Genomic DNA, 22,731 nt, shown 5'->3' with positions numbered 1-22,731 from the left:
CATGTCGACCAACCAACGTTTTGACAAATCCAAGTTACCTAGCCGCCACGTCACCGAAGGGCCCGCACGCGCGCCGCACCGGTCGTATTATTATGCGATGGGCATGAGCGATGTGGAGATTCACCAGCCCCTGGTTGGCGTCGCAACATGCTGGAACGAAGCCGCGCCATGTAACATTGCTCTGAACCGTCAGGCCCAAGCCGTGAAAATCGGTGTAAAACGCGAAGAGGGCACGCCCCGCGAATTCACCACCATCACCGTCACCGACGGCATCGCGATGGGCCACGAGGGCATGCGTTCGTCATTGGCATCGCGTGAGGCGATTGCCGACACTGTTGAGCTGACCATGCGCGGCCACTGCTATGACGCGTTGGTTGGCCTTGCCGGCTGTGACAAATCCCTGCCCGGCATGATGATGGCAATGATCCGCCTGAACGTGCCCTCTGTGTTCATGTACGGCGGTTCGATCCTGCCGGGCAAAGCGCCCGAAGGTGCGGATGTGCCCGCCGCCTTTGCAGACCGCGACCTGACCGTACAAGATATGTTCGAAGCGGTTGGCAACTGGCAGGGCGGCACCATGACCGAGGCCGAACTGGAAATCCTCGAACGCGTTGCCTGCCCTTCTGCCGGTGCGTGTGGCGGCCAGTTCACCGCCAACACCATGGCCTGCGTCTCTGAGGCGATCGGCCTTGCGCTGCCAAACTCCTCCGGTGCCCCCGCACCTTACAAATCGCGTGACGAATATGCCGTGGCCTCAGGTGCCGCAGTGATGAACCTGATCGAAAAGAACATTCGTGCCCGCGACATCTGTACCCGCGAAGCCTTTGAAAACGCCGCCCGCATCGTGGCTTGCACCGGGGGTTCCACCAACGCCGGGCTGCACCTGCCCGCCATGGCACATGAGGCCGGCATCGAATTCTTCCTCGAAGACGTGTGCGAAATCTTCCGGGACACGCCGCACTTTGTCGACATGAAGCCGGGCGGTGCCTATGTCGCCAAGGACCTTTATGAAGCAGGCGGCGTGCCAGTGGTTATGAAGGAACTGCGCAAGGCCGGCCTGATCCACCTCGATTGTCTGACCGCAACAGGTTACTCCATGGGCGAAGAACTGGATCGGATCGAACGCGAAGCGGACGGCAAAGTGATTCACGCCATCGACAACCCAATCAGCAAAACCGGCGGCGTTGTTGGCCTCAAGGGCAACCTTGCCCCCGAAGGTGCCATCGTGAAAATCGCCGGCATGGCCGAGGAAGACATCATCTTCACTGGCCCCGCGCTGGTATTTGAATGCGAACAGGACGCTTTCGAGGCGGTTCAGAACCGCACCTACTCCGAAGGCGACGTCTTTGTGATCCGCAACGAAGGTCCGCGTGGCGGCCCCGGAATGCGCGAAATGTTGGCCACCACGGCGGCGCTGTCCGGTCAGGGCATGGGCAAAAAAGTTGCCTTGATCACCGATGGTCGTTTCTCCGGTGCGACCCGCGGTTTCTGTGTTGGTCACGTCGGTCCAGAGGCCGCGATGGGCGGTCCCATCGGCCTGTTGAAAAACGGCGACATGATCACGCTGAATGCCATCGAAGGAACGATTTCGGTCGATCTCTCAGAGGAAGAGCTGGCCACCCGCAAGGCGGCATGGACCGGCCCGCGCGATACCAACTATGCCTCAGGCGCATTGTGGAAATACGCACAGCTGGTCGGCCCGACCTATCTGGGCGCTGTTACCCATCCCGGCGGCAAGGCGGAAACCCATGATTACATGGAGCTGTAAAAACGCGCTTACGGCCCTCACCCTGACCAGCCTCGCAGCCTGCGAGAACGGTCAGGGTGTCGCGTTTCTGCAAAAACCGGACGGCAAAGCCACGACCAAAGTTGTGGCGATGCCGCAGGCAAAAATGGCTTTTGGCGCTGTGACACTGGCAGCACCAGAAGGCTTTTGTATCGACAGGACCTCCCTCAAACAAAACTTTGCACTGATGACACGCTGCGAAAGTCTGGGCGCGCCGGAAGCAGCGGCCAATGCGCCGGCGGGCATCCTGACCGCCAGCTTTTCCTCGGCAAGTGCGACGGTGCCAACACCAAGCGAAACCGCGGCCGCCCTGCGGCTGGCAACGGTGACAGACCCTGTTATTAAAGACCGCAGCGTGACCTTTCGCGCCAGCGGCCCGGCCCCTGCCGAAGGCCTCAGCGAAACCCACTGGCGCGGCACCGCGCGGGTAGGATCCCAGATGATTTCTCTGGCGCTGTTCGGACCTAAAGGCGGACGTGCCATCGGCGCAGAAGGCCGCAAAATTCTCGACCGAATGATCAGCGGGCTTGGGTCGGAATAATCATTTCCGGCCCCGCCCCCCTGTTTCCCCCTCAGCGACACCCGTGATTTTTGCAAGGGATTGTCGCCAATCTATTTGAATGCAGAAGGCCGCCTCGATAAAGTCCTTGCAAATCAGCCCAATCCGTCAGGACCCACGCACCTATGTCCAAAATCTCTCTCAGTTTTCTGGACGGCAAAGTGTTCTCTCGCAATTTCCAACGCTGGGCCAAGGCGGCGCGGCGCGCCTCCGAAACCGAATTGCCGCTGCTGCGGCGCCAACGGACGCGGGCACGCGCCCTGCGCACCCACCTGGACAAGCTGATCCATACCGCTGACGAACGCCTTGCACTGCCAATGATCGGCTCAACCAGCTTCCCCAAACCTCATAATGCAGATTGGGCATGGCGCCCCGAATTGTGGCGTGGCCCGCTGCCCACACCGGGACTGTCGGCGGTACAGACAAAATCCATGCTGGGCGATGAAGTTACGCTATTTCACGACTGCGAGTTTTCGGAACTGACCCTGCGCCAGTTGCGTAATCTGCGCGAGGCGGATCTGGCCCCCTATGGCCTGCGACTGGATGTGTTCCAGTTCGACGGGTCTTTCCTGTCGCTTGTCGTGGACCTGCCCGAAGCGGGCACCAACGGTCTGAAACGCACCCATCTGTTGCGCATGGATGCGATTGTCGAGATGGAAAAACCGCTGGAAATATTCGCCCGCCTCAACATCAAACACGGGCCCAACACCGAACAAATCGTGCGCGAACTACCGCTCAGCGGGGAACACCACAGGGTCGAATTCGATCTGGCCTATTCCAACCTGAACGAAAAACGGGTCGAACGGGCGTGGATCGATCTGATCTTTGAAGGCCCGCAAATGAATCAGGTAGTCCTGCGGGATCTTACCTTCTCGCGCCGTCCGCGCGCGCATCTCTAGGAAGGGCCGTACCCTATGTCACAGCTGCAACTGACCAAAACCAAAATGAAACAAGGCGTCTGGCAGGGCATCATCACCGGTGGCGTGGACGAGGACAAACCGCACATCGAGGTGACCCACGAGAACACCAAGGTGCCCGATCTGGTCTTGACCCATAACCAAAGCGCCGATCACTGGACCCTTTCCGTTCCAATCCCGCCGGAAGCGATTGCCGACGGGGTGCAGACCCTGATCATCCGCGACGTGGAAGCGAACGAAAAGATCGGCCACATTACCCTGATCGCCGGCGAGGCATTGGCCGACGACATTCGCGCCGAGATGAACCTGCTGCGCGCCGAGCTGGACATGCTCAAAAGCGCCTTCCGCCGTCACTGCGTCGAGACCACCTAGGGTCCTGACCCTAAAGCCCGGCGCGCGCCTGTTTACGCCAGCCCGATGGGGTTTGCCCAGTCACCCGTGCAAATTCGCGGTTAAAGTTGGATTTGGTCGCAAATCCTGCATCCAGTGACACCTCAAGCACGGATTTATCCGTCTCAAGCAAAAGTTTGCGGGCCTCGTCCACGCGGAAATCATTCACGAACTGCGACAGGTTCATACCCCGCAAACGGTTCACCGCATTCGATACCCGCCGATCCGGCAACCCCAGCCGCCGCGCCAGCTTGCGCAGGCTCAACTCTTCATTGCGGTGCAATCCCTCCTGTTCGAACAAGGCAGTCAGGCGGGCGATGATCTCGCTGTCTTCATCTGTCGCCGCAGGCTTTGGGCGGGCCTCTTCCATATCAGCCGGTTCCCCCGCCGCCGTTTGCCCAAGAGCGGCGGCCAAACCGATCACAAGCACAAAGGCGGTCTGCACAAAGGTGACAATCAGGGCCGCGTGACGCCCGTCGTTCTGCACAAACTCGTAGATCAGATAAACATCCGTAAAACTCGACGCGACCAGCGCCAGCCCGGTCAGACGCATTGCCCGCAACGCCCCCACCGCATCGGAAATCCGTGACAGGGCCAGCGCATCACTGCCCCCCCTTGATAGGCCCAGCAACAAGACCCCGAAACAAAGATAGGTCAGCAGGATCGGCATATCGACCAGCACCGGTTGCACCAACCACACCAGCCAATTCACCGCGATCACCGCCAACGGCCAAAGATTGCGCTGCGACAGCGTGTCCGCCAGCGACAGATAGGCAAGATAGGCACAAACCGGCAGGCAGGGTGCAAGCAGGGCAATCAGCGGCGCAATGGCGTCAATTTCATATCCCCAACGCAGGCAAAGCAGCAGCGACTGTACCATGTAAAGCGCCACCACCAGCGCAAACAGCCGATGCGCAAGCAACGACATGTCGCGCGTCACCCAAAGCCGCACAAGCACAAAACACAGCGCGAAAGTAGCAAATAGCGGCAAAGGAACAAAGAGCATGGCAGGCCGTCACATCCGGTTGATTTCGCCCCCTGCATATCCTTGATCGTGATGCAGGACGACCTGAAACGCGATTCAGGACGCCCGCTGCCCGCCCGTTGCCTAGGCCTGCTGCATCACTTTCATCAAAAGGACCACAGCATGTTCACCCTCAAGCGATTTGCCAGCACCGCCGCCCTCCTCGCCGCCATGGGCGCGGCGGCATGGGGCGGATATGAAATCACCCGCCCGCCCTATGCCGGCACAACCGGAATCACCTATGGCGCGGCCTTTGCCCCCGTGCGCCAGACCGAGGTGGATTTTCACATCTGGTACCCTGCTCAGCCGGGCGGGCGCGCCGTCACCGTGGGGGGCAACGGCGTGTTTTATGGCACACCGGCAGGCCGCGATGCCCCGCACGCCGCGGGGAAACACCCGATGGTCGTGATTTCACATGGTGCCGGAGGAAATGCCGGCCAGTTTGGATGGATCGCCTCTGCCTTGGCAGAGGCAGGCTTTGTGGTTGTCCTGCCCAACCACCCCGGCACGACCACCGGCAATGCCTCTGCCGAGGCGGCGGTGCGGGTCTGGGAACGGCCCGAGGATGTATCGGCGGTCCTCGACGAAATCACCGATCACCCCGACGCCTTCCCCTATATCGACACCAGCCGTATCGCCAGTTTGGGCTTTTCTGCCGGGGGGTACACGGCAATGGCCCTGTCCGGCGCGCGGGTGAACCCCGATCTGCTACAGCGCTTTTGCGATGAAACAGACCACGGCATGTCGGATTGCGCCTTCCTCGCGCATTTCGGCATTGATCTGCACAGCATGGATTTATCCCCTGCCGCGCAGGATTTAACCGACCCGCGCATCAAAACCGCCGTGATCGTGGATCCGGGGATTGTCGAAACCATGACCGCCGAAAGCCTGAAACAGATCGAGACCCCCATGCTGGTGATCAATCTCGGGGCCGAGGAAACCGTGCCGCTTGGCGTCTATGCCAAAGAGGCTGCCGCGCTGATCCCGCAAGCGCGTTATCTGGCCGTGCCCGATGCCGTCCACTTCAGCTTTCTGGCCCAATGCAAGCCCAAGGGCGCGGCCATTTTGGCGAATGAAGGCGAACTTGACCCCCTGTGTGATGACGCCGGTGGCCGATCGCGGGCCGATATCCATCAACAGCTGACGCAGATCATCATCGCCAATCTGCAAGCCATGCTTTGACACCACAGAAGGCAAAAGGCGGCGGAGACCTCTCTCCGCCGCCTTGCGCAACATCTCTGATCTGATTGAAAAAGGTCAGATCACTCCTTTGGTCCCAGCGCTGACAAGCCCTTGAGAATATCAATGGCATAGGCCAGTTGATAATCTTCCTGGCGCAGCTCCGCAGCTTTCTCTGCCTTGGTGCGGTCTTCAAGGATCTGTTTGACCTGATCCTCTGTCAGGCTGTCATTATTCAGGCTGCCGCGCAAATCCGCCTCCGAACGGCGCGGACGCAACAGGTTCTCGTCGTCGTCCTCTGTTTCCGGCTTCAGACGCGGCTGCTCGACAACGATATCCGGTGATACGCCCAGCGCCTGAATCGAGCGGCCCGATGGTGTGTAATACCGCGCCGTTGTCAGACGCATCGCGCCGTTTCCACGCAGCGGCATCACGGTTTGTACCGATCCTTTGCCAAAACTCTTGGTCCCGATGACGATGGCGCGGCGATGGTCCTGCAAGGCCCCCGCGACAATCTCGGAGGCGGAGGCAGACCCGCCATTGATCAACACCACAATCGGCTTGCCTTGGCTCAGATCACCGGGCGTTGCGTTCACACGGTCGCCATCGGCCAACTCGCGACCACGGGTACTGACGATCTCGCCCTCTTCAAGGAAGGCATCCGAAATGGCGATTGCCTGATTGAGCAATCCACCGGGGTTGTTGCGCAGATCCAGCACGATACCGTTGATTTTGTCGATACCACCGGCCGCTTCGATCTGGGCCTCAAGCCCCTCTTTCATTTTTGGATAGGTCTGTTCGTTGAACGTGGTCAAACGCAGCACCGCCGTTTCGCCCACGGTGCGCGCTGTCGCCGCGGTCAACTGGATCGTGGCACGGGTCAGGGTCACGTCAAAGGGCTCTGCCTCGCCCTCGCGCACCACGGTAATCACGATTTCCGACCCCACCGGCCCGCGCATCAATTCCACCGCATCATCCAGCACCAAACCCAACAGGGTCTCGCCATCTACATGGGTGATAAAATCTCCCGCTTCGATGCCCGCTTCATCCGCTGGCGTGCCGTCAATCGGCGACACCACTTTGACAAAGCCCTCTTCCTGCGTGACCTCAATGCCCAGACCGCCGAACTCGCCGCGGGTCTGTTCACGCATCTTGGCCGCGTCCTTGGGCGACAGATAGCTTGAATGCGGATCAAGCGATGTCAGCATACCGTTAATCGCCGCCTCGATCAGCTCGCTGCTGTCGGTCTCTTCGACATATTGGGCGCGAATACGTTCGAAAATATCACCAAACAGGTCCAGCTGCTCATAGACGTTTTCGGTTTTAGCGCTTTCCTGCGCCAGCAGCGGCGCCGCGATCTGGGTCGTGGCAATCACCCCCAGCACCGTGCCCCCGAGGGCCGCCATTACAAACTTCTTCATCTCGTTATCCATCCTCGTCCGTTCGAAACCATAGTTCCGGATCCTGTGGCGTGTTTTCTTCTCTGACTTCTATATAGAGCGTTTCTGAACGCTCTGTGCCAGCCCCTTCACGAAGCGGTGACAATTCTTCGCCCGTTTGTGCAATTGCGCCGCCCATCAAACCGATCGGCGTCCCCCCTGCAATCACCTGCCCTGTCTCTCCGTAAACCACATCAAGACCGGCAATGACAAACAGCGTATTGGCCTGCGGTTCCAGAATCACAACATTGCCAAAATCCAGCAACCCGCCAACATAACGGATCGTCGCCGCCGTCGGGCTGGTGACAATCGCACCCGGACGTGTGGCCAGGATCAAACCGGGGCGTTTCACCCCGGCGGCGTCCGCCTCGCCCGCGCGACGCAACACCAGCCCCTGCGCCGGCAGCGGCAATGCGCCGATCTGGCCGTCCAATGTGACAGGGGCCGGCTCAACCTCATCCGTAACGATCTCGGACAGCCCGCTGGCAAAACCATCAAGCGTTTCCGTCGAGGCAATCAGGATGCCGGTCCGCACCGGATCCTCGGTAAACCGCTTTGGCAAATCTGTACGCTCCGCCATCGCCTGATTTAGCGCGGTGCGGGCGGCCTGCACCTCGGTCAAGCCAAGCTGAAGCCGTTTCGCCGCATCCGTCTGCAAAGCGCGCAGGGTCTGCACATTCTCCAGATCACGGCGCAGCGCATCGGCGCGCCGGTTCAGGGCCGGCGTCAGCTCGGCCAGCAACATCCCCGCCCGCGCGGTGCCGGTCGGACCTTCGGGATGCAATAAAATGACAGGTGACGGCGCCCCGCCCATGCTTTGCAGAACCCCCAACAAATCGGCGACCTCGCCATCGCGCGAAGCCAGCTTGGTGGTCAGTTGCGCCTCGTTAATCGCCGCCTGCCGCAGCCCCGCCCGCATCGCACCCAGTCCGGTTTCAAATGCCTGAATCGTGCGGGTCAGCGCCCGCACCCTGTCCCGCGCCCCATCAGCCTGATCTAGCATGATCGATGCTGCCTCTAACGCAGACACCGCTGCCCGCGCCTGTTCCTCGGTGGATTGCGCCGTGGCAACAGCCGGCCACCAAAGCGCCAGAATAAGGACAAACCGCTTCATTTGATCAGCGACACACCGGTCATTTCAGGCGGCTGCTCCAGGCCCATCAACTGCAACAACGTTGGCGCAAGATCGGCCAACCGCCCGTCACGTAAACCCGCGCCCACGGGGCCACCCACCACCGCAACCGGCACGGGGTTCAGCGTATGCGCCGTATGCGCCCCGCCGGTCTCGGGGTCGATCATCATCTCGCAATTGCCGTGATCCGCAGTAACAATCATCGCACCACCCGCCTTTTCAAGCGCGTCCATCACACGCCCCAATCCCGCATCCACCGCAGCGCAGGCCGCCATCGCCGCCTCCAGATCACCGGTATGCCCAACCATGTCAGGGTTGGCGTAATTCACGACGATCAGATCATACCCTTCTTCAATCGCCGCGACAAAATGGTCCGTCACCTCCGCACAAGACATCTCGGGTTGCAGGTCATAGGTCGCCACATCGGGCGATTTCGGCATCTGCCGTGCTTCTCCCGCAAAAGGCGTCTCTTCCCCACCGTTCAGGAAAAACGTCACATGCGGGTATTTTTCGGTTTCGGCCAAACGGAACTGGCGCAAACCCTGCTTCGCGACCCAATCGCCCAGCGTATTTTCCAGCTCGGGCTTGTGATACATGGTGGTCATAAAAACTGCATGTTCCACCGAATAGGGTGCCATACCCATCAAGGCCGCCCAGTCAGGGCGCTCCCCAACGGCGAAACCGTCAAAGGCGGGATCGCCCAGCGCCGACATGATTTCGCGCGCCCGATCCGCACGAAAATTCAAACAGAACAGCCCGTCTCCGTCACGCGCTCCGGCATATTCCCCTAACACAGTGGCCTGAATAAACTCGTCATCCTCGCCCCGCGCATAGGCTGCATCAACCGCGGCCTCTGCCGTTGCCGACCGCACCCCCCCCCCCCCCCCCAAAATCGCCTGTACGGCTTTCTCGACCCGGTCCCAACGGGTATCCCGGTCCATCGCAAAATAGCGCCCCGTGACAGTGACAATGCTAACCCCCGCAGGCAGCCCTGCCTGCAAAGTATCAAAGAATTCCTGCGCCGAACGTGGTGCCACATCGCGCCCATCGGTCAAAGCATGGATCACAACCGGCACGCCCGCGGCGTCCAGCGCCTGCGCCGCCGCGATCATGTGGTTCACATGGCCATGCACCCCGCCATCCGACACCAGACCCATCAGATGGGCCGTGCCGCCGCTGGCCTTCATCTTGCCAATAAACTCAAGCAAGGCCGCCTCACACGCAAAGCTTCCCTCTTCAATCGCAAGGTCGATTTGCCCCAAATCCATCGCCACCACCCGTCCGGCACCGATATTGGTGTGCCCGACTTCGGAATTGCCCATCTGGCCGCGCGGCAAACCCACATCCGGACCAAAGGTTGTCAGGCTGGCACTTGGACAATCGCGCAGGATCCGGTCCATTGTCGGCGTGTCGGCCAGCAAAGGGGCATTCCCCTCGGCATGGGCACTGGTTCCCCATCCATCAAGGATGCACAGAACCACAGGTTTCGGGATGTTCATCGTATCGCACCTCTGCCGGTTTCTTAGCGCCTTTTAGCCCCTTAGATGCGCGGGGTGAACCGTTTATCCAAAGCTTGCGCAAGAACCGGATTGGCGGGGCCCAGCCCATACCCCAGACAGGACCCCACAGAGGAGTCTGAACATGCAATTTACCGCCCTGCCCACCGCCACAATCCGCGCATTGCAAAAAGGTGCTTGCGACGCCTATGGAATGGCTTGTGAAACCACCATCTCGGACGGGACAGGCAACCCCTGCCGCCATTGCCTGCGCGAAATTCCCGCCGGCGCGGCGATGCTGATTTTAGCTTACCGGCCTTTCGACACCCTTCATGCCTACGCTGAAACCGGTCCGATCTTTCTCTGTGCCGACATCTGCGCTCAGGGAGGTGGTGACGCATCCCTGCCCGAAATCCTGACCAGCTCCCCCGATTACCTGCTCAAAGGATACTGCGCGCAGGACCGCGTTGCTTACGGCACCGGTAAAATCGTTGCCCCGGATGACATCCCCGCCTATGTCGAGACGGTTTTTGCCAATCCAAAGGTCGCTTACATCCATGTGCGCTCGGCGCGGAACAATTGTTATCAGTTGCGTATTGACCGGGGCTAACCAACCCTTGCCGCGCCACGCCTGTTTCGGCATAACGAAGGACAAGATACAGCCCAAGCCAAGGACACCCCCATGAGCCAATCCGCGCCAGAAACCAAGGTCGTGACCACCTATCGCATTTCCTGCGACGGCAGCGAAGGGGCACTTGGCCATCCACGCGTCTGGCTGCAAATCCCCAAGGACACGGGATTCGTTGAATGCGGGTATTGCGACTGCAAATTTGTACATGCCGATTTTGAAGGCAAAGTTTAGGCACTGTCCTTTCTGCTGGTGCCCGCCGCACCGGCAGATGAGTTTATTGGCAAGATGAAGACAGAGGTTGCGCAGAAACCCTGCTGGCAGCGCGAAAGGCTTCGTGGCAAAAGGGGCCATGCCCTGAGGGAGATATGCGCATGACATTCGGCAAAGGCCACCACCTGCATCTGATCGACGGATCTGCGTTTATCTTTCGGGCCTATCACGCCTTACCACCGCTGACGCGGAAATCCGATGGATTGCCAATCGGGGCGGTGGCCGGCTTCTGCAACATGTTGCACCGCTATGTCGAGGGCAACACAGGGCCGGACGCGCCGACCCATGTTGCGGTGATTTTCGACAAGGGCAGCCATACGTTTCGCAACGATATGTATGATCTTTACAAGGCCAACCGCGAGGCCATGCCCGAAGATCTGCGCCCGCAGATCCCACTGACTCGCACCGCGACCGAAGCCTTCAACATCGCCTGTGAGGAAAAAGAGGGCTATGAGGCCGATGACATCATCGCCACCCTTGCGGTTCAGGCCCGTGCTGCCGGCGGGCGCTGTACCATCATTTCATCCGACAAGGATCTGATGCAATTGGTTGGCGACGGCGTCGAGATGCTGGATGCGATGAAGAATAACCGCATTGACCGCGAGGGGGTCTTTGCGAAATTCGGGGTCTATCCCGAGCATGTGGTCGATGTGCAGGCTTTGGCTGGCGATTCGGTAGACAACGTGCCGGGTGCCCCCGGTATCGGCATCAAGACCGCCGCTTTGTTGATCAACGAATACGGCGATCTGGATGCGCTTCTGGAACGCGCCGGAGAGATCAAGCAACCCAAACGCCGCCAGACCCTGATTGATAACGAAGAGCAAATCCGCCTGTCGCGGCGTCTGGTGCAGTTGGACGAAAACACACCACTGGATTTCACGATCGACGATCTTGAGGTGCGCGACCCCGATCCAGACACCTTGCTGGCATTCCTTGCCGAGATGGAGTTTCGCACCCTGACCAAGCGCATTGCCGACCAGATGGGCAAGGACGCGCCGGCGATTAACGATACAGCCCCAGCCCCGCAAGCGCCTGTGCTGGACGATGTGCCCTTTGACGCCAGCACCTACGAGCAGGTCGGCGACGCCACCGCGCTGCAAAAATGGATCGATGCGATTTATGAAGTCGGCCATGTTGCCGTCGACACTGAAACCACCGGATTGAATGAAATGACCGCCGAATTGGTCGGCATTTCGCTGGCCACAGCGCCGGGCAAGGCCTGCTATATTCCGTTGATCCACAAGGCCGGGGCCAGTGACGATCTGTTCGGCTCCGATGATCTGGCCGAAGGGCAAATGAAGGTCGAAGAAGCCCTGCGTATGCTGACACCGATGCTTGAGGATCCGACGATCCTGAAGATCGGGCAGAACATGAAATATGACGCCAAGATCTTTGCCCAGATCGGCATCACCGTCGCCCCTTTCGACGATACGATGCTGCTGTCCTATGCGCAGCATGCTGGGCTGCACAATCACGGCATGGATACCCTCTGCGAGCGTTATCTGAACCACACGCCAATCCCGATCAAGCCGCTGTTAGGAACGGGCAAATCGGCCATCACCTTTGACAAGGTGCCGCTGGACAAAGCGGTGGCATATGCGGCCGAGGATGCCGATATCACCCTGCGTTTGTGGCAGGTTCTGAAACCTCAGCTGCACAGCGCACAGGTCACCAAAGTGTACGAAACACTGGAACGCCCGCTGGTGCCTGTGCTGGCCGATATGGAGCGCTCTGGCATCAAGGTGGACCGGGATACGCTCAGCCGGATGTCCAATGCCTTTGCCCAGAAGATGGCGGCACTTGAAGATGAGATTTACGAGATTGCAGGGCGGAAATTCAACGTCGGCTCTCCCAAGCAACTGGGCGAAATCCTGTTTGACGAGATGGGGATCGAGGGCGGCAAAAAGGGTAAAACCGGAGCCTATGCCACCGGCGTTGATATCCTCGAAGACCTCGCGACGGAACACGAGCTGCCTGCGCGCGTGTTGGACTGGCGCCAGCTGAGCAAGTTGAAATCGACCTATACCGATGCGCTGCAAACCCATATTAATGCGGACACCGGGCGTGTGCATACCTCCTATTCCATTGCGGGGGCGTCCACAGGGCGTCTTGCCTCGACCGATCCGAACCTGCAAAACATCCCGATCCGGTCCGAGGAAGGCCGCCGCATCCGCGAAGCTTTCATCGCTGAACCCGGCAAGGCATTGGTAGCACTGGATTATTCCCAAATCGAATTACGCATCCTTGCCCATATTGCCGATATTCCCGCACTCAAAGAAGCCTTTGCGCGGGGTGATGACATTCACGCCATGACGGCCTCCGAAATGTTCGATTTGCCAATGCAGGATATGACACCCGACATCCGCCGCCGCGCCAAAGCGATCAACTTTGGCGTGATCTACGGCATTTCCGGTTTTGGTCTGGCCCGCAACCTGCGCATTCCCCGTTCCGAGGCGCAGGGGTTCATCGATCGCTATTTCGAACGCTTTCCGGGCATCCGCACCTATATGGACAACACCAAGGCTTTCGCCAAAGAACACGGGTTTGTGCAAACCCTGTTTGGACGTAAAATTCATACACCCAACATCACCGCCAAGGGGCCACATGCCGGTTTCGCAGCGCGCGCCGCGATTAACGCACCAATTCAGGGCACTGCCGCCGACGTCATCCGCCGCGCGATGATCCGGATGCCCGCGGCGATCAAAGACTTGCCCGCCACAATGTTGCTACAGGTCCACGATGAACTCCTCTTCGAGGTCGAACAAGGACACGAGGCAGCCTTGATCGAAGCCGCCCGCGACATCATGGAGAACGCCAATGACCCCATCGTCAAACTTGACGTCAAACTGACAGTGGACGCAGGGCAAGGGGCCAATTGGGCCGAGGCGCATTGAACAAAATTCAGCCCGTCCTCTACTCCTTTCGCCGTTGCCCCTACGCCATGCGGGCACGGCTGGCGGTCCTGTCGTCTGGCGTTCGGGTCGAGCTGCGTGAAATCCTGCTGCGCGACAAACCGCAAGCTTTCCTCGATACCTCACCCAGCGGCACAGTTCCGGTGCTGGCCGCCAATGATCTGGTGATCGACGAAAGCCTCGACATTATGTTCTGGGCCTTACAGCAATCCGACCCCGCAGGATGGTTGGACATGCCGCAAGACGGGCACGCACTGATTGCCACGATAGACGGGCCTTTTAAATCTGCCCTTGATCGCACCAAATATGCCACCCGTTATCCGGATGAAGATCCGACAAAACACCGCGCTGTCGCCGCGGATTTCCTGACCGAACTGGATCAGCAGATTAACGGCCACATCTTTGGCAAACCGACACTTGCCGATTTCGCAATCCTGCCTTTCGTGCGCCAGTTCGCCTTTATCGACAAACCATGGTTTGACGCACAGCCATGGCCAAATATCCACGTCTGGCTTACTGCCTTTCTTACCTCTGATGCCTTTACTCAAATCATGCCAAAATTCCCCCTTTGGAAGCCCGGCGACGCGCCGTTGTGTTTTCCACATTAATCCAACGACCGTTTACATGCCGTTAACGCAACACCGGCGCGCGCAGGCTTAATCCCCACTCATTCCGTAAATGGTGCAGCGCAAGGTGTACCGGGGGTGCATCGGGGGTGTACGCTTGGCACATCCGATTCGCCCTTGAAAACAAAGGCTTTAACTAAAGCTCAGCAGTTGGGTCGTGGCATGTTAATCCGTTTCGCGGTTCATCCAGCCCAAGCTGTCCTCGGTCGGCCCGTTGGGAGAATATTCACCACTTACCCAGCCTGTATATCCCGATATTTCGATCCGGTCGAACAAGCTGACGAAATCGACATTCCCCGTGCCCGGCGCGCCGCGATCCGGGCTGTCTCCCACCTGAACATGCCGGATCAACGACAGGTATTCATCAAATACCGCCACCGCATCGCCATGGATCATCTGCGCATGATAGCTGTCAAATTGCAGCCCTACATTGGGCGCATCCACGGCGTGCAACACCTCGGCTGCCAGACCGTAATCGTTGAGGAAATACCCCGGTTGCGCCACAGAATTCAGCGGCTCCAGCGTCAGGGTCACACCCCCAGGGGCCGCATCTGCCGCCCATTTCAGGTTATCGATCAGTGTCTGCTTTGCCACGGCACCTTCGGCCGCCCCGGTCATCACATGCAAACAGGACACGCCCAGCGCCTCGGTATAGCGAAATGCCCGCCGCATATCATTTTGAAATCGCTGAGTAACTTCCGGTTGCGCCGCAAAGCCACGCGCGCCGCCTGTGTAATTTGGCGGCGGCGCGTTGATCAGAATCATCCGCTGTCCATTGGCAATCAATGCGCGTTTGGTCTCCTTGGCTGCCACCTCATAAGGGAACAGCACCTCGACCGCATCGAACCCCGCAGCAGCAGCGGCAGCAAACCGGTCAAGATAGGGCAATTCCGGCCAAAGGTGGCTAAGGTTGGCGGCGAATTTCAACGGCATTCACCCGCCGTCCGGCAATTCATCTGACGGGATAAAGCCGAAAAACTGCCCTTCGGACCAAACCCCAAACCACCCGTCATGATGGGTACCCAGCTCGACAAGGCGATAAAAACTCTTGCGATCAATCAGGGCTTCTAGGTTGCGCCGGATCAGCACATAGGGAGCCGGTTCGCCGGTCTCGGGGTCGCGCACCACCCGGATCGGATGATCAGGACCAGCGACAGCGGTGTCGCCTACATTACTGATAAAGCTCAGCTTTTGCTCACCTCCCTCACCGGCCACCTCAAAATCCACCGCGACAAAGGGCGCATCCTCCACCGTGATCCCGACTTTTTCAACCGGCGTGACAAGGAAGTACTTGTCGCCCTCGCGCCACAGAATCGTTGAAAAAAGCCGCACCAGCTCCGGGCGTCCGATCGGCGTGCCCTGATAAAACCACGTCCCGTCGCGTTTGATCTGCATGTCCAGATCACCACAAAACGGGGGGTTCCATTTCTCTAGCGGCGGTAAACCGCGTGTTTTTGCAGCCCGCGCGGCCTCTGCCAGCGTATCTGCAGTTGGGGTAACGGTTTTTTGTCCGCTCATTGCTTTTGCCATTTCCTGTGAAAGAGATAGGTTAGACTAAACCGATATAATCCCAAGGAAGCAAATGTCATGACCCAAGCCGACGACATGATTGATCAGATCGAAACACTGGGTGCGAAACTGGGCGTGGCCAAACAGTCCATTACCAACCAATTTATCGGGCAGGAACGTGTGGTCGACCTGACGTTGACGGCGCTGTTGTGTGGCGGGCATGGGCTGCTGATCGGCCTGCCCGGTCTGGGTAAAACCCTTTTGGTTGAAACCCTTAGCACTGTGATGGGGCTGGACGGCAATCGGGTACAATTCACGCCGGATCTGATGCCCGCCGATATTCTCGGCTCCGAGGTGCTGGACACCACCGCAGACGGCAGTCGGACTTTTCGATTTATTGAGGGGCCAGTGTTTTGCCAGCTGTTAATGGCCGATGAAATCAATCGCGCCAGCCCGCGCACGCAATCGGCCCTGTTGCAGGCGATGCAGGAAAAGACCGTTACCGTCGCAGGCCAGAACCGTCCTCTTGGCGTGCCATTCCACGTTCTCGCCACCCAGAACCCGATTGAACAAGAAGGCACCTATCCCTTGCCCGAGGCGCAGCTGGACCGCTTTCTTGTGCAGATTGACGTGGCCTATCCTGACCGTGCCACCGAACGCGATATTCTGCTGGCCACCACAGGGGATACCGATGCGCAATCGACGCAGGTTTTCACCGCGCAAGAGCTGCTGGATGCTCAGCGTCTGCTGCGCAGGATGCCGGTCGGAGAGTCGGTGGTCGAACTGATCCTTGATCTGGTACGCGCGTTCCGCCCTGAAGAAGAGGATGCCAGCGCCCGGGTAAAAGACACCGTGGCCTGGGGCCCCGGCCCGCGTGCGGCACAGGCCTTGATGCTGGCGGTACGCGCGCGCGCGCTGTTGCAAGGCCGGCTTGCCCCCTCTGCCGAGGATGTGCTGGATATGGCCCGGCCAGTCCTGTCACACCGCATGGCACTGAACTTTGCCGCACGGGCACGTGGCGACAGCCTGCAAGGGTTGATTGACGAAACCGCGGCCAGCCTGACCGGAACGAAAGCAGCCGCGTGAACACCCCCGTCACCCTTCGCGCCGCGGCAGAGGATCAAGCCGCCCGCCTGCCTGCCTTGCTGGCCCGTGCCGAACATCTGGCCGGTGCGGTCCTGTTGGGCGCGCACGGGCGCCGGCGCGCCGGCGTGGGCGATGATTTTTGGCAATACCGCCCGTCACAGCAGGGTGACAGCCGGCGCATGATCGACCACCGCCGTTCCGCGATGGGGGATCAGGAATTTGTCCGCGAACGTGAGTGGCAAATCGCGCAATCCGTTATGCTTTGGGTGGATCAGGGGGCCTCTATGCGGTTCTCGTCTGATAAGGATGTACCGGAAAAGGCGGATCGCGCACGGGTGCTGGCGCTGGCCTTGGCCATCTTGTTGTTGCGCGGTGGCGAAAGGGTTGGCCTAACCGGCACCACCCTGCCGCCGCGTAGTGGCAATCCGCAGGTCTTGCGGCTGGCGGAAACCTTCTGTCGCGATGACCAAACAGACTACAGCGCACCAGAACACCGTGGCATGATCCCCCATGCCCGTGCGGTTTTCATATCCGATTTCATGGGAGATCTTGAGGGCGTGCAAACCGCGCTGACCAAAGCTGCCGACCGCGGGGTACGCGGGGTTGTGTATCACGTGCTTGATCCCTCAGAAGAGGCTTTTCCCTTCACTGGACGCACAGTTTTCGAAAGTGTCGGTGGCACGCTGCGCCATGAAACGCTCAAGGCGAATGACCTCAAGGGGCGATATCTGGAACGGCTGGCCCAACGCAAAGCCGAGCTGCAACGCCTTTGCGCTCTGACCGGCTGGCAATACGGGTTGCACCACACCACTACCTCGGTGCAATCGGGCCTGTTGTGGCTTTACGCCGCTCTTGATGCCCGCGCAGGAGCCGCCGCATGACCGTTCTGGGCAGCATCGGATTTACCGCGCCTTGGTTGCTGACGGCGCTTCTCGCCTTGCCCATCCTGTGGCTGATCCTGCGGGCGGTGCCGCCTGCGCCGATCCGCCGCCGGTTTCCCGGCGTGGCCCTGTTGTTGGGGCTGGCGGATGATGAAACCGTCTCTGACCGCACACCGTGGTGGCTGTTGTTGCTGCGCATGACATTGGTCGCCGCAATTATTCTGGGGCTGGCCGGACCAGTGTTAAATCCGCAGACCGATCCGCCAGCCAGCGATGCCCCGCTGCTGATTGTGTTGGATGGATCTTGGGCGGGTGCCACCCGTTGGCCTCAACAAACCGCCGCGATTGAGGCCCGTTTGACCCAAGCCAGCCGCGCCGAGCGTCCAGTTGGTTTTCTGGTCCTGACGCGCCCCGATGCGCCGGCGTTTCAGTCGGCCGATGTCTGGCGAACCCGTTTGGCTGGCGTGGCACCTGCCGCATGGCAACCATCCCCGGCAGACATCTCCAAATCGGTAGAGATCATGCAAGGCCTTGGCGCGTTTGACACGATCTGGTTCAGTGACGCATTGGAATTTGCGGGCCGCGCCACGGTGTTGGACGCAATGCAAAAGCAGGGCAGCGTAGAGGTTTATCAGACTGCCGCCAATGTGCTGGCCATTGCCCCCGCCACCTATGAGAACAATCTTGTCCAGCTTGCGGTTGCACGGGCTGCCGCGGGGCCGGAACGCGAAGTGGTGATACAGGCCGAAGGGCGTGATCCCGCAGGCAACCCGCGTATCCTTGCCACCGCCAAGGCGGTGTTCGAGACCGGCACAACCAATGCAACAGCGGAATTGTCCCTGCCCTCCGAACTGCGCGCCCGGATCACCGGTTTTACCATCGTCGGCCAACGCTCGGCGGGGGCGGTTGCCCTTGTTGATGACACCCTGCGGCGGCGCGAAGTTGCCTTGATCGGCACCGACGGCGGGCGCGAGGGCCTGCAACTGTTGTCACCCCTGCACTACATCGAACAGGCGCTGGCCCCCACCGCCGATCTGATTGATGGTACGATTGTGGACGTCCTGCCAGCCAATCCGGATGTGATTGTGCTGGCGGATGTCGCGACCCTCGCTGCGGCAGAGTCCGCACCGCTGCTGGAGTGGATTGATCAGGGCGGTATGTTGGTGCGGTTTGCCGGCCCCCGGATTGCCGCCAGCGATATCAGCCGGTTTGACGAGGATCCACTGATGCCGGTGCGGCTGCGGGCCGGCGGGCGCAGCGTCGGCGGCGCGATGAGCTGGGGTGAACCGAAATCTCTTGATACCTTCAAGGACACCTCGCCATTCTTTGGCCTGTCCATTCCCGATGACGTCGTTGTCACGGCGCAGGTTGTCGCACAGCCTGATCCTTTGCTGGCGGGCCGGGTGATTGCCGCGCTCAGCGATGGCACACCACTGGTAACACGTAAATATTTAGGTCAGGGGCAGATCGTCTTGTTCCACGTCACTGCCTCGGCTGACTGGTCAACCCTGCCGCTGTCCGGCCTGTTTGTTGAAATGCTGGAACGGCTGGCTGTCTCTGCGGCATCCGCATCGCCAGAGGCCGGCACGCTTGACGGCACCACATGGACACCGCTGCGCGTTATGGACGGGTTTGGCTCTTTAAGCGACGCGGGCAACCTGCCCGGTGTCGACGGATCGGACTTGTTGTCTGCCGCCGCCGGCCCAGCCCTGCGCCCCGGCATCTATCGCAGTGGCGAGCGGCGTCTGGCACGCAATGTCATCGGGACGGATACGACCCTGTCAGCGGCCAGCTGGCCATCAGACGTACCGGTGCGTGGTCTGGCCGTGGCCCCCGAACAACCGGTTGCCGGCTGGCTGCTCAGCCTGTCGGTCCTGTTGCTGTTGACCGATATCGTTGCCTCGCTGGCCCTGTCCGGCCGGTTGCTGAAACGTAGCAACGCAGCCGCTCTTGCGTTTCTGGCGCTGCCTTTTCTTGGCATTGCAAGCCCCGGCCACACACAAAGCGAAGCTGACAATTTCGCGCTTGCTGCCACCACCGAAGTGTCGCTTGCCCATGTCATCACAGGCAATGCCCAAGTGGACGAAATCGCCGCCGCTGGCCTGCAGGGATTGTCAGACACCTTGTTCTTTCGCACCTCTATCGAGCCGGCACCGGCGACTGCGGTTAATCTCGAAACCGATGAACTGGCGTTTTTTCCGATGCTCTATTGGCCCATCACGCCGGATCAGCCGCGCCCCTCTGCCGAGGCCTATGTGAAGCTGAACGCCTATCTGCGTTCTGGCGGATTGATCCTGTTTGATACCCGTGATGCCAATATCGCCGGGCTGGGCAGCACCACCCCGAATGGCCGCAAACTGCAAGACCTTGCGGCATCGCTGGATATTCCGCCACTGGAACCGGTTCCGGATGACCATGTGTTGACACGCACGTTCTATCTGCTGCGCGACTTTCCAGGGCGTCACAACAGCCGCGATGTCTGGGCCGAAGCCTCGCGGCCCAATGCGCAACAGATCGAAGGTATGCCGTTTCGCAATCTGAACGACGGGGTCACCCCGGTTGTTATCGGCGGCAACGACTGGGCCGCAGCTTGGGCCGTGCGCCCCGACGGCGCGCCACTGGTTCCGATCGGACGCGGCTATGGCGGAGAGCGCCAGCGCGAGCTTGCCAACCGCTTTGGCGTCAACCTGATCATGCATGTGCTGACAGGAAACTATAAATCGGATCAGGTGCATGTGCCTGCCCTTTTGGAACGGCTGGGCCAATGACCGCGACACTTGTATTTGATCCGCTGATCCCGATGTCTCTGCTGCTCGTGGTGATCATCATCGCCCTGATGGGGCTGATACTTGCGATTTTGCGCGGGCTAAAGGGATGGGCCCTGCGCGGACTGGCGGCAGCGGTGGTTCTGGGGGCGCTGGCCAACCCCTCCTATCAGCAAGAAGACCGCGCACCGCTGAGCGATATCGTGCTGTTGGTCGAAGATCAAAGCGCCAGCCAGCAACTGGGCGGGCGGGCCGAACAGACCGCCGAGGCCGCGCAAGCGCTGGCCACACAGATCGGCACAAGGCCCAATACCGAAATCCGCCGGATCACCGTGCCGGACGGTGCCGGCGATGGCGGCACCCAGATGATGCGCGCAATCACCGATGCGCTGGCCGAAGAACCGCAGGCGCGGATTGCCGGCATTCTCGCAATCAGCGACGGGCGGGTGCATGACGCCGATCTGCCGGTGGACCTGCCCGCGCCGATGAACCTGCTGATGACCGGCGAAAGCACGGATTGGGACCGCCGCCTGACGATACGCAACGCGCCGGGCTTTGCCATCATCGGCGAAGCGGTCACCCTGACCCTGCGCATTGACGATCTGGGCAATGCACCGGCGGGTGAAACCCTCGCTTCACTGGATATTTCCATTGACGGCGAACCGGCGCAGACCTTTCGCGTGCCGATTGGCCAAGACCTTGAGCTGCCGGTGACCCTGCCCCATGGCGGGCGAAATGTGATCCGCTTTTCCTTGCCCAAGGCCGAGGGCGAGCTGACCGACCGCAACAATGTTTCGCTGATCCAGATGAACGGGGTGCGTGACCGCCTGCGTGTGCTGTTGGTCAGTGGCGAACCGCATCCGGGCGGACGCACATGGCGCAACCTTCTCAAGTCGGACAGCTCGGTTGATCTGGTACATTTCACCATTCTGCGTCCGCCGGAGAAACAGGACGGCGTGCCGGTCACGGAACTTTCGCTGATCGCCTTTCCGACCCGTGAGCTGTTCATGGAAAAGATTGAGGATTTCGATCTGATCATCTTTGACCGCTACCAGCGGCGCGGCATCCTGCCAGCGCTCTATCTGGACAATGTCGCGAGTTATGTACGTCAGGGCGGTGCTGTTCTGGTTGCTGCCGGGCCGGATTTTGCCAGCGCCGACAGCATTTTCCGCTCGCCGCTTGGCTCGGTCATTCCGGCCACACCAACCGCGCGCGTGCTTGAACAGCCTTACCGGCCGACGGTCACCGAACTGGGGGCCAGACATCCGGTTACAACCAACCTGCCCGGCAGCGGCGATTGGGGTCGGTGGCTGCGCGAGATCGACGTCGCCAACCCGCAGGGCGATGTGCTGATGTCAGGGATCGGCGAACGCCCCTTACTGGTGCTGAATCGCGTCGGTGAGGGCCGTGTCGCGCTGCTTGCGTCGGATCATGCGTGGCTATGGAGCCGAGGCTACGAAGGGGGCGGGCCGCAGCTGGAGCTGCTGCGGCGCTTGGCCCACTGGATGATGAAAGAACCCGAGCTTGAGGAGGAAGCGCTGGTCGCCACCGCCGAGGGACAGAGTATGCGGATCACCCGTCGCACTTTGCGCAAAACCGTGCCGCCGGCGACCGTAACACTGCCGGATGGCAGCACGGTTGAGGTGCCGCTGACCGAGGCGGCGGCGGGCATGTTTGAGGGCACGTTTGAAGGGCCTGAAATGGGTCTTTACCGGCTGGACAACGGGGATCAAACCACAGTGATCGGCCTTGGCCCCGCAGCCCCGCGTGAGTTCGTTGAAACCATTGCCAGCGGCGACCCGCTGGAGGCTCTGTTGTCGTCAAGGCGTGGCGGTGTGGCGGTACTTGAGGACGGATTGCCCAAGTTGCGCAACGTGCGGGCGGGACGGCCAGCGGCAGGGCGTGGTTGGCTGGGGATCACACCGCGCGGCGCTTACGAAACCCGCGACATCCGGCAAACGGCAATCCTGCCGGGGTGGCTGGTTTTGGTGCTATCGGCGGCGTTGATCACCGCCGCATGGCTGCGCGAAGGGCGGCAGTAGCGCTAAAGTGTCCGGCCATTAACCTGAAACATTTCGTATCCCCAATGTCCCGAGAACGCGCAGCGTGGCAGGGTATTGGGGATTCAT

General features: G+C 60.3%; 19 protein-coding genes. 13 read left to right on the top strand and 6 right to left on the bottom strand.

Translation table 11 applies throughout. The annotated features are described in order from the left end of the window. Position 1: 1 nt before the first annotated feature. The 4 genes from ilvD to HKX44_RS12530 all read left to right on the top strand — a co-directional run bounded on the left by ilvD (position 2) and on the right by HKX44_RS12530 (position 3,634). Entirely contained in the window at positions 2-1,768 is a 1,767-nt protein-coding gene (ilvD, locus tag HKX44_RS12545) for a dihydroxy-acid dehydratase (RefSeq protein ID WP_276151666.1), read from the top strand. Continuing rightward, positions 1,749-2,327 carry a hypothetical protein gene (locus HKX44_RS12540; protein WP_276151665.1) on the top strand — a complete coding sequence of 193 codons (579 nt, stop codon included), beginning with the start codon at positions 1,749-1,751 and terminating at the stop codon, positions 2,325-2,327. Before ilvD ends, HKX44_RS12540 begins: the two co-directional genes overlap by 20 nt. 143 nt (positions 2,328-2,470) lie before the next feature. Then, the gene (locus HKX44_RS12535; protein WP_276151664.1) at positions 2,471-3,244 is read left to right on the top strand and encodes a DUF6478 family protein; all 774 of its coding nucleotides are present in this window, start codon (positions 2,471-2,473) and stop codon (positions 3,242-3,244) included. Positions 3,245-3,259: 15 nt separating this feature from the next. Continuing rightward, entirely contained in the window at positions 3,260-3,634 is a 375-nt protein-coding gene (locus HKX44_RS12530) for a hypothetical protein (protein ID WP_276151663.1), read from the top strand. 10 nt (positions 3,635-3,644) lie between these two features. Here HKX44_RS12530 and HKX44_RS12525 read toward each other — a convergent pair whose 3' ends face one another. After that, complete coding sequence (locus tag HKX44_RS12525) at positions 3,645-4,658, bottom strand: AraC family transcriptional regulator (protein ID WP_276151662.1); 1,014 nt, start codon at positions 4,656-4,658, stop codon at positions 3,645-3,647. Between the two features lie 141 nt (positions 4,659-4,799). Here HKX44_RS12525 and HKX44_RS12520 point away from each other — a divergent pair, with 141 nt between their 5' ends. Further along, positions 4,800-5,858 carry a dienelactone hydrolase family protein gene (locus HKX44_RS12520; protein WP_276151661.1) on the top strand — a complete coding sequence of 353 codons (1,059 nt, stop codon included), beginning with the start codon at positions 4,800-4,802 and terminating at the stop codon, positions 5,856-5,858. A gap of 80 nt (positions 5,859-5,938) precedes the next feature. Here HKX44_RS12520 and HKX44_RS12515 read toward each other — a convergent pair whose 3' ends face one another. Genes HKX44_RS12515 through gpmI form a run of 3 tightly spaced genes read right to left on the bottom strand, consistent with a single transcriptional unit; the run spans position 5,939 to position 9,925 of the window. Then, positions 5,939-7,276 (bottom strand): S41 family peptidase, encoded by a 1,338-nt coding sequence (locus HKX44_RS12515; RefSeq protein ID WP_276151660.1) that lies wholly within the window; start codon positions 7,274-7,276, stop codon positions 5,939-5,941. 4 nt (positions 7,277-7,280) lie between these two features. Continuing rightward, positions 7,281-8,408 carry a peptidoglycan DD-metalloendopeptidase family protein gene (locus HKX44_RS12510; RefSeq protein WP_276151659.1) on the bottom strand — a complete coding sequence of 376 codons (1,128 nt, stop codon included), beginning with the start codon at positions 8,406-8,408 and terminating at the stop codon, positions 7,281-7,283. After that, positions 8,405-9,925: a 2,3-bisphosphoglycerate-independent phosphoglycerate mutase gene (gpmI, locus tag HKX44_RS12505; protein WP_276151658.1), complete on the bottom strand. Its 1,521-nt coding sequence runs from the start codon at positions 9,923-9,925 to the stop codon at positions 8,405-8,407. Before gpmI ends, HKX44_RS12510 begins: the two co-directional genes overlap by 4 nt. A gap of 142 nt (positions 9,926-10,067) precedes the next feature. On the opposite strand from gpmI, the gene HKX44_RS12500 reads away from it, so the two are divergent. The 4 genes from HKX44_RS12500 to HKX44_RS12485 all read left to right on the top strand — a co-directional run bounded on the left by HKX44_RS12500 (position 10,068) and on the right by HKX44_RS12485 (position 14,343). Beyond that, positions 10,068-10,532, top strand: a complete 465-nt coding sequence (locus tag HKX44_RS12500; protein ID WP_276151657.1) for a DUF1203 domain-containing protein — start codon at positions 10,068-10,070, stop codon at positions 10,530-10,532. A gap of 72 nt (positions 10,533-10,604) precedes the next feature. Continuing rightward, entirely contained in the window at positions 10,605-10,784 is a 180-nt protein-coding gene (locus HKX44_RS12495; protein ID WP_276151656.1) for a zinc-finger domain-containing protein, read from the top strand. 134 nt (positions 10,785-10,918) lie between these two features. Continuing rightward, positions 10,919-13,717, top strand: a complete 2,799-nt coding sequence (polA, locus tag HKX44_RS12490) for a DNA polymerase I (RefSeq protein WP_276151655.1) — start codon at positions 10,919-10,921, stop codon at positions 13,715-13,717. Between the two features lie 5 nt (positions 13,718-13,722). After that, positions 13,723-14,343 carry a glutathione S-transferase gene (locus HKX44_RS12485; RefSeq protein WP_276151909.1) on the top strand — a complete coding sequence of 207 codons (621 nt, stop codon included), beginning with the start codon at positions 13,723-13,725 and terminating at the stop codon, positions 14,341-14,343. Between the two features lie 183 nt (positions 14,344-14,526). On the opposite strand, the gene HKX44_RS12480 is transcribed toward HKX44_RS12485, so the two are convergent. Together HKX44_RS12480 and HKX44_RS12475 are read right to left on the bottom strand one after the other, a co-directional pair. After that, positions 14,527-15,294: a TIM barrel protein gene (locus tag HKX44_RS12480; protein ID WP_276151654.1), complete on the bottom strand. Its 768-nt coding sequence runs from the start codon at positions 15,292-15,294 to the stop codon at positions 14,527-14,529. After that, positions 15,295-15,879, bottom strand: coding sequence for a DUF1285 domain-containing protein (locus tag HKX44_RS12475; RefSeq protein WP_276151653.1), 585 nt, complete (start codon positions 15,877-15,879; stop codon positions 15,295-15,297). 69 nt (positions 15,880-15,948) lie between these two features. Between HKX44_RS12475 and HKX44_RS12470 the strand changes: the two genes are divergently transcribed. From HKX44_RS12470 to HKX44_RS12455, 4 genes are read left to right on the top strand one after another with little or no spacing between them, the layout of a single operon-like run. Next, positions 15,949-16,956 carry a MoxR family ATPase gene (locus HKX44_RS12470; RefSeq protein WP_276151652.1) on the top strand — a complete coding sequence of 336 codons (1,008 nt, stop codon included), beginning with the start codon at positions 15,949-15,951 and terminating at the stop codon, positions 16,954-16,956. After that, positions 16,953-17,837 (top strand): DUF58 domain-containing protein, encoded by an 885-nt coding sequence (locus HKX44_RS12465; RefSeq protein ID WP_276151651.1) that lies wholly within the window; start codon positions 16,953-16,955, stop codon positions 17,835-17,837. Before HKX44_RS12470 ends, HKX44_RS12465 begins: the two co-directional genes overlap by 4 nt. Then, positions 17,834-20,605, top strand: a complete 2,772-nt coding sequence (locus HKX44_RS12460) for a DUF4159 domain-containing protein (protein WP_276151650.1) — start codon at positions 17,834-17,836, stop codon at positions 20,603-20,605. Before HKX44_RS12465 ends, HKX44_RS12460 begins: the two co-directional genes overlap by 4 nt. Further along, the gene (locus HKX44_RS12455) at positions 20,602-22,644 is read left to right on the top strand and encodes a hypothetical protein (protein ID WP_276151649.1); all 2,043 of its coding nucleotides are present in this window, start codon (positions 20,602-20,604) and stop codon (positions 22,642-22,644) included. Before HKX44_RS12460 ends, HKX44_RS12455 begins: the two co-directional genes overlap by 4 nt. Positions 22,645-22,731 lie beyond the last annotated feature (87 nt).

The organism is Sulfitobacter sp. M05 (genome assembly GCF_029285175.1).
Lineage (GTDB): Bacteria > Pseudomonadota > Alphaproteobacteria > Rhodobacterales > Rhodobacteraceae > Sulfitobacter.
This window is presented reverse-complemented; position numbering and strand designations above follow the sequence as displayed.

Bases quoted from the DNA above. Each gene is read 5' to 3' on its own strand.
- HKX44_RS12480 (WP_276151654.1), bottom strand. From the start codon at position 15,294: ATGCCGTTGAAATTCGCCGCCAACCTTAGCCACCTTTGGCCGGAATTG.
- HKX44_RS12460 (WP_276151650.1), top strand. From the start codon at position 17,834: ATGACCGTTCTGGGCAGCATCGGATTTACCGCGCCTTGGTTGCTGACG.
- gpmI (WP_276151658.1), bottom strand. From the start codon at position 9,925: ATGAACATCCCGAAACCTGTGGTTCTGTGCATCCTTGATGGATGGGGA.
- HKX44_RS12510 (WP_276151659.1), bottom strand. From the start codon at position 8,408: ATGAAGCGGTTTGTCCTTATTCTGGCGCTTTGGTGGCCGGCTGTTGCC.
- HKX44_RS12535 (WP_276151664.1), top strand. From the start codon at position 2,471: ATGTCCAAAATCTCTCTCAGTTTTCTGGACGGCAAAGTGTTCTCTCGC.
- HKX44_RS12475 (WP_276151653.1), bottom strand. From the start codon at position 15,879: ATGAGCGGACAAAAAACCGTTACCCCAACTGCAGATACGCTGGCAGAG.
- HKX44_RS12495 (WP_276151656.1), top strand. From the start codon at position 10,605: ATGAGCCAATCCGCGCCAGAAACCAAGGTCGTGACCACCTATCGCATT.
- polA (WP_276151655.1), top strand. From the start codon at position 10,919: ATGCGCATGACATTCGGCAAAGGCCACCACCTGCATCTGATCGACGGA.
- HKX44_RS12525 (WP_276151662.1), bottom strand. From the start codon at position 4,658: ATGCTCTTTGTTCCTTTGCCGCTATTTGCTACTTTCGCGCTGTGTTTT.
- HKX44_RS12520 (WP_276151661.1), top strand. From the start codon at position 4,800: ATGTTCACCCTCAAGCGATTTGCCAGCACCGCCGCCCTCCTCGCCGCC.
- HKX44_RS12530 (WP_276151663.1), top strand. From the start codon at position 3,260: ATGTCACAGCTGCAACTGACCAAAACCAAAATGAAACAAGGCGTCTGG.
- HKX44_RS12455 (WP_276151649.1), top strand. From the start codon at position 20,602: ATGACCGCGACACTTGTATTTGATCCGCTGATCCCGATGTCTCTGCTG.
- ilvD (WP_276151666.1), top strand. From the start codon at position 2: ATGTCGACCAACCAACGTTTTGACAAATCCAAGTTACCTAGCCGCCAC.
- HKX44_RS12515 (WP_276151660.1), bottom strand. From the start codon at position 7,276: ATGAAGAAGTTTGTAATGGCGGCCCTCGGGGGCACGGTGCTGGGGGTG.
- HKX44_RS12470 (WP_276151652.1), top strand. From the start codon at position 15,949: ATGACCCAAGCCGACGACATGATTGATCAGATCGAAACACTGGGTGCG.
- HKX44_RS12540 (WP_276151665.1), top strand. From the start codon at position 1,749: ATGATTACATGGAGCTGTAAAAACGCGCTTACGGCCCTCACCCTGACC.
- HKX44_RS12500 (WP_276151657.1), top strand. From the start codon at position 10,068: ATGCAATTTACCGCCCTGCCCACCGCCACAATCCGCGCATTGCAAAAA.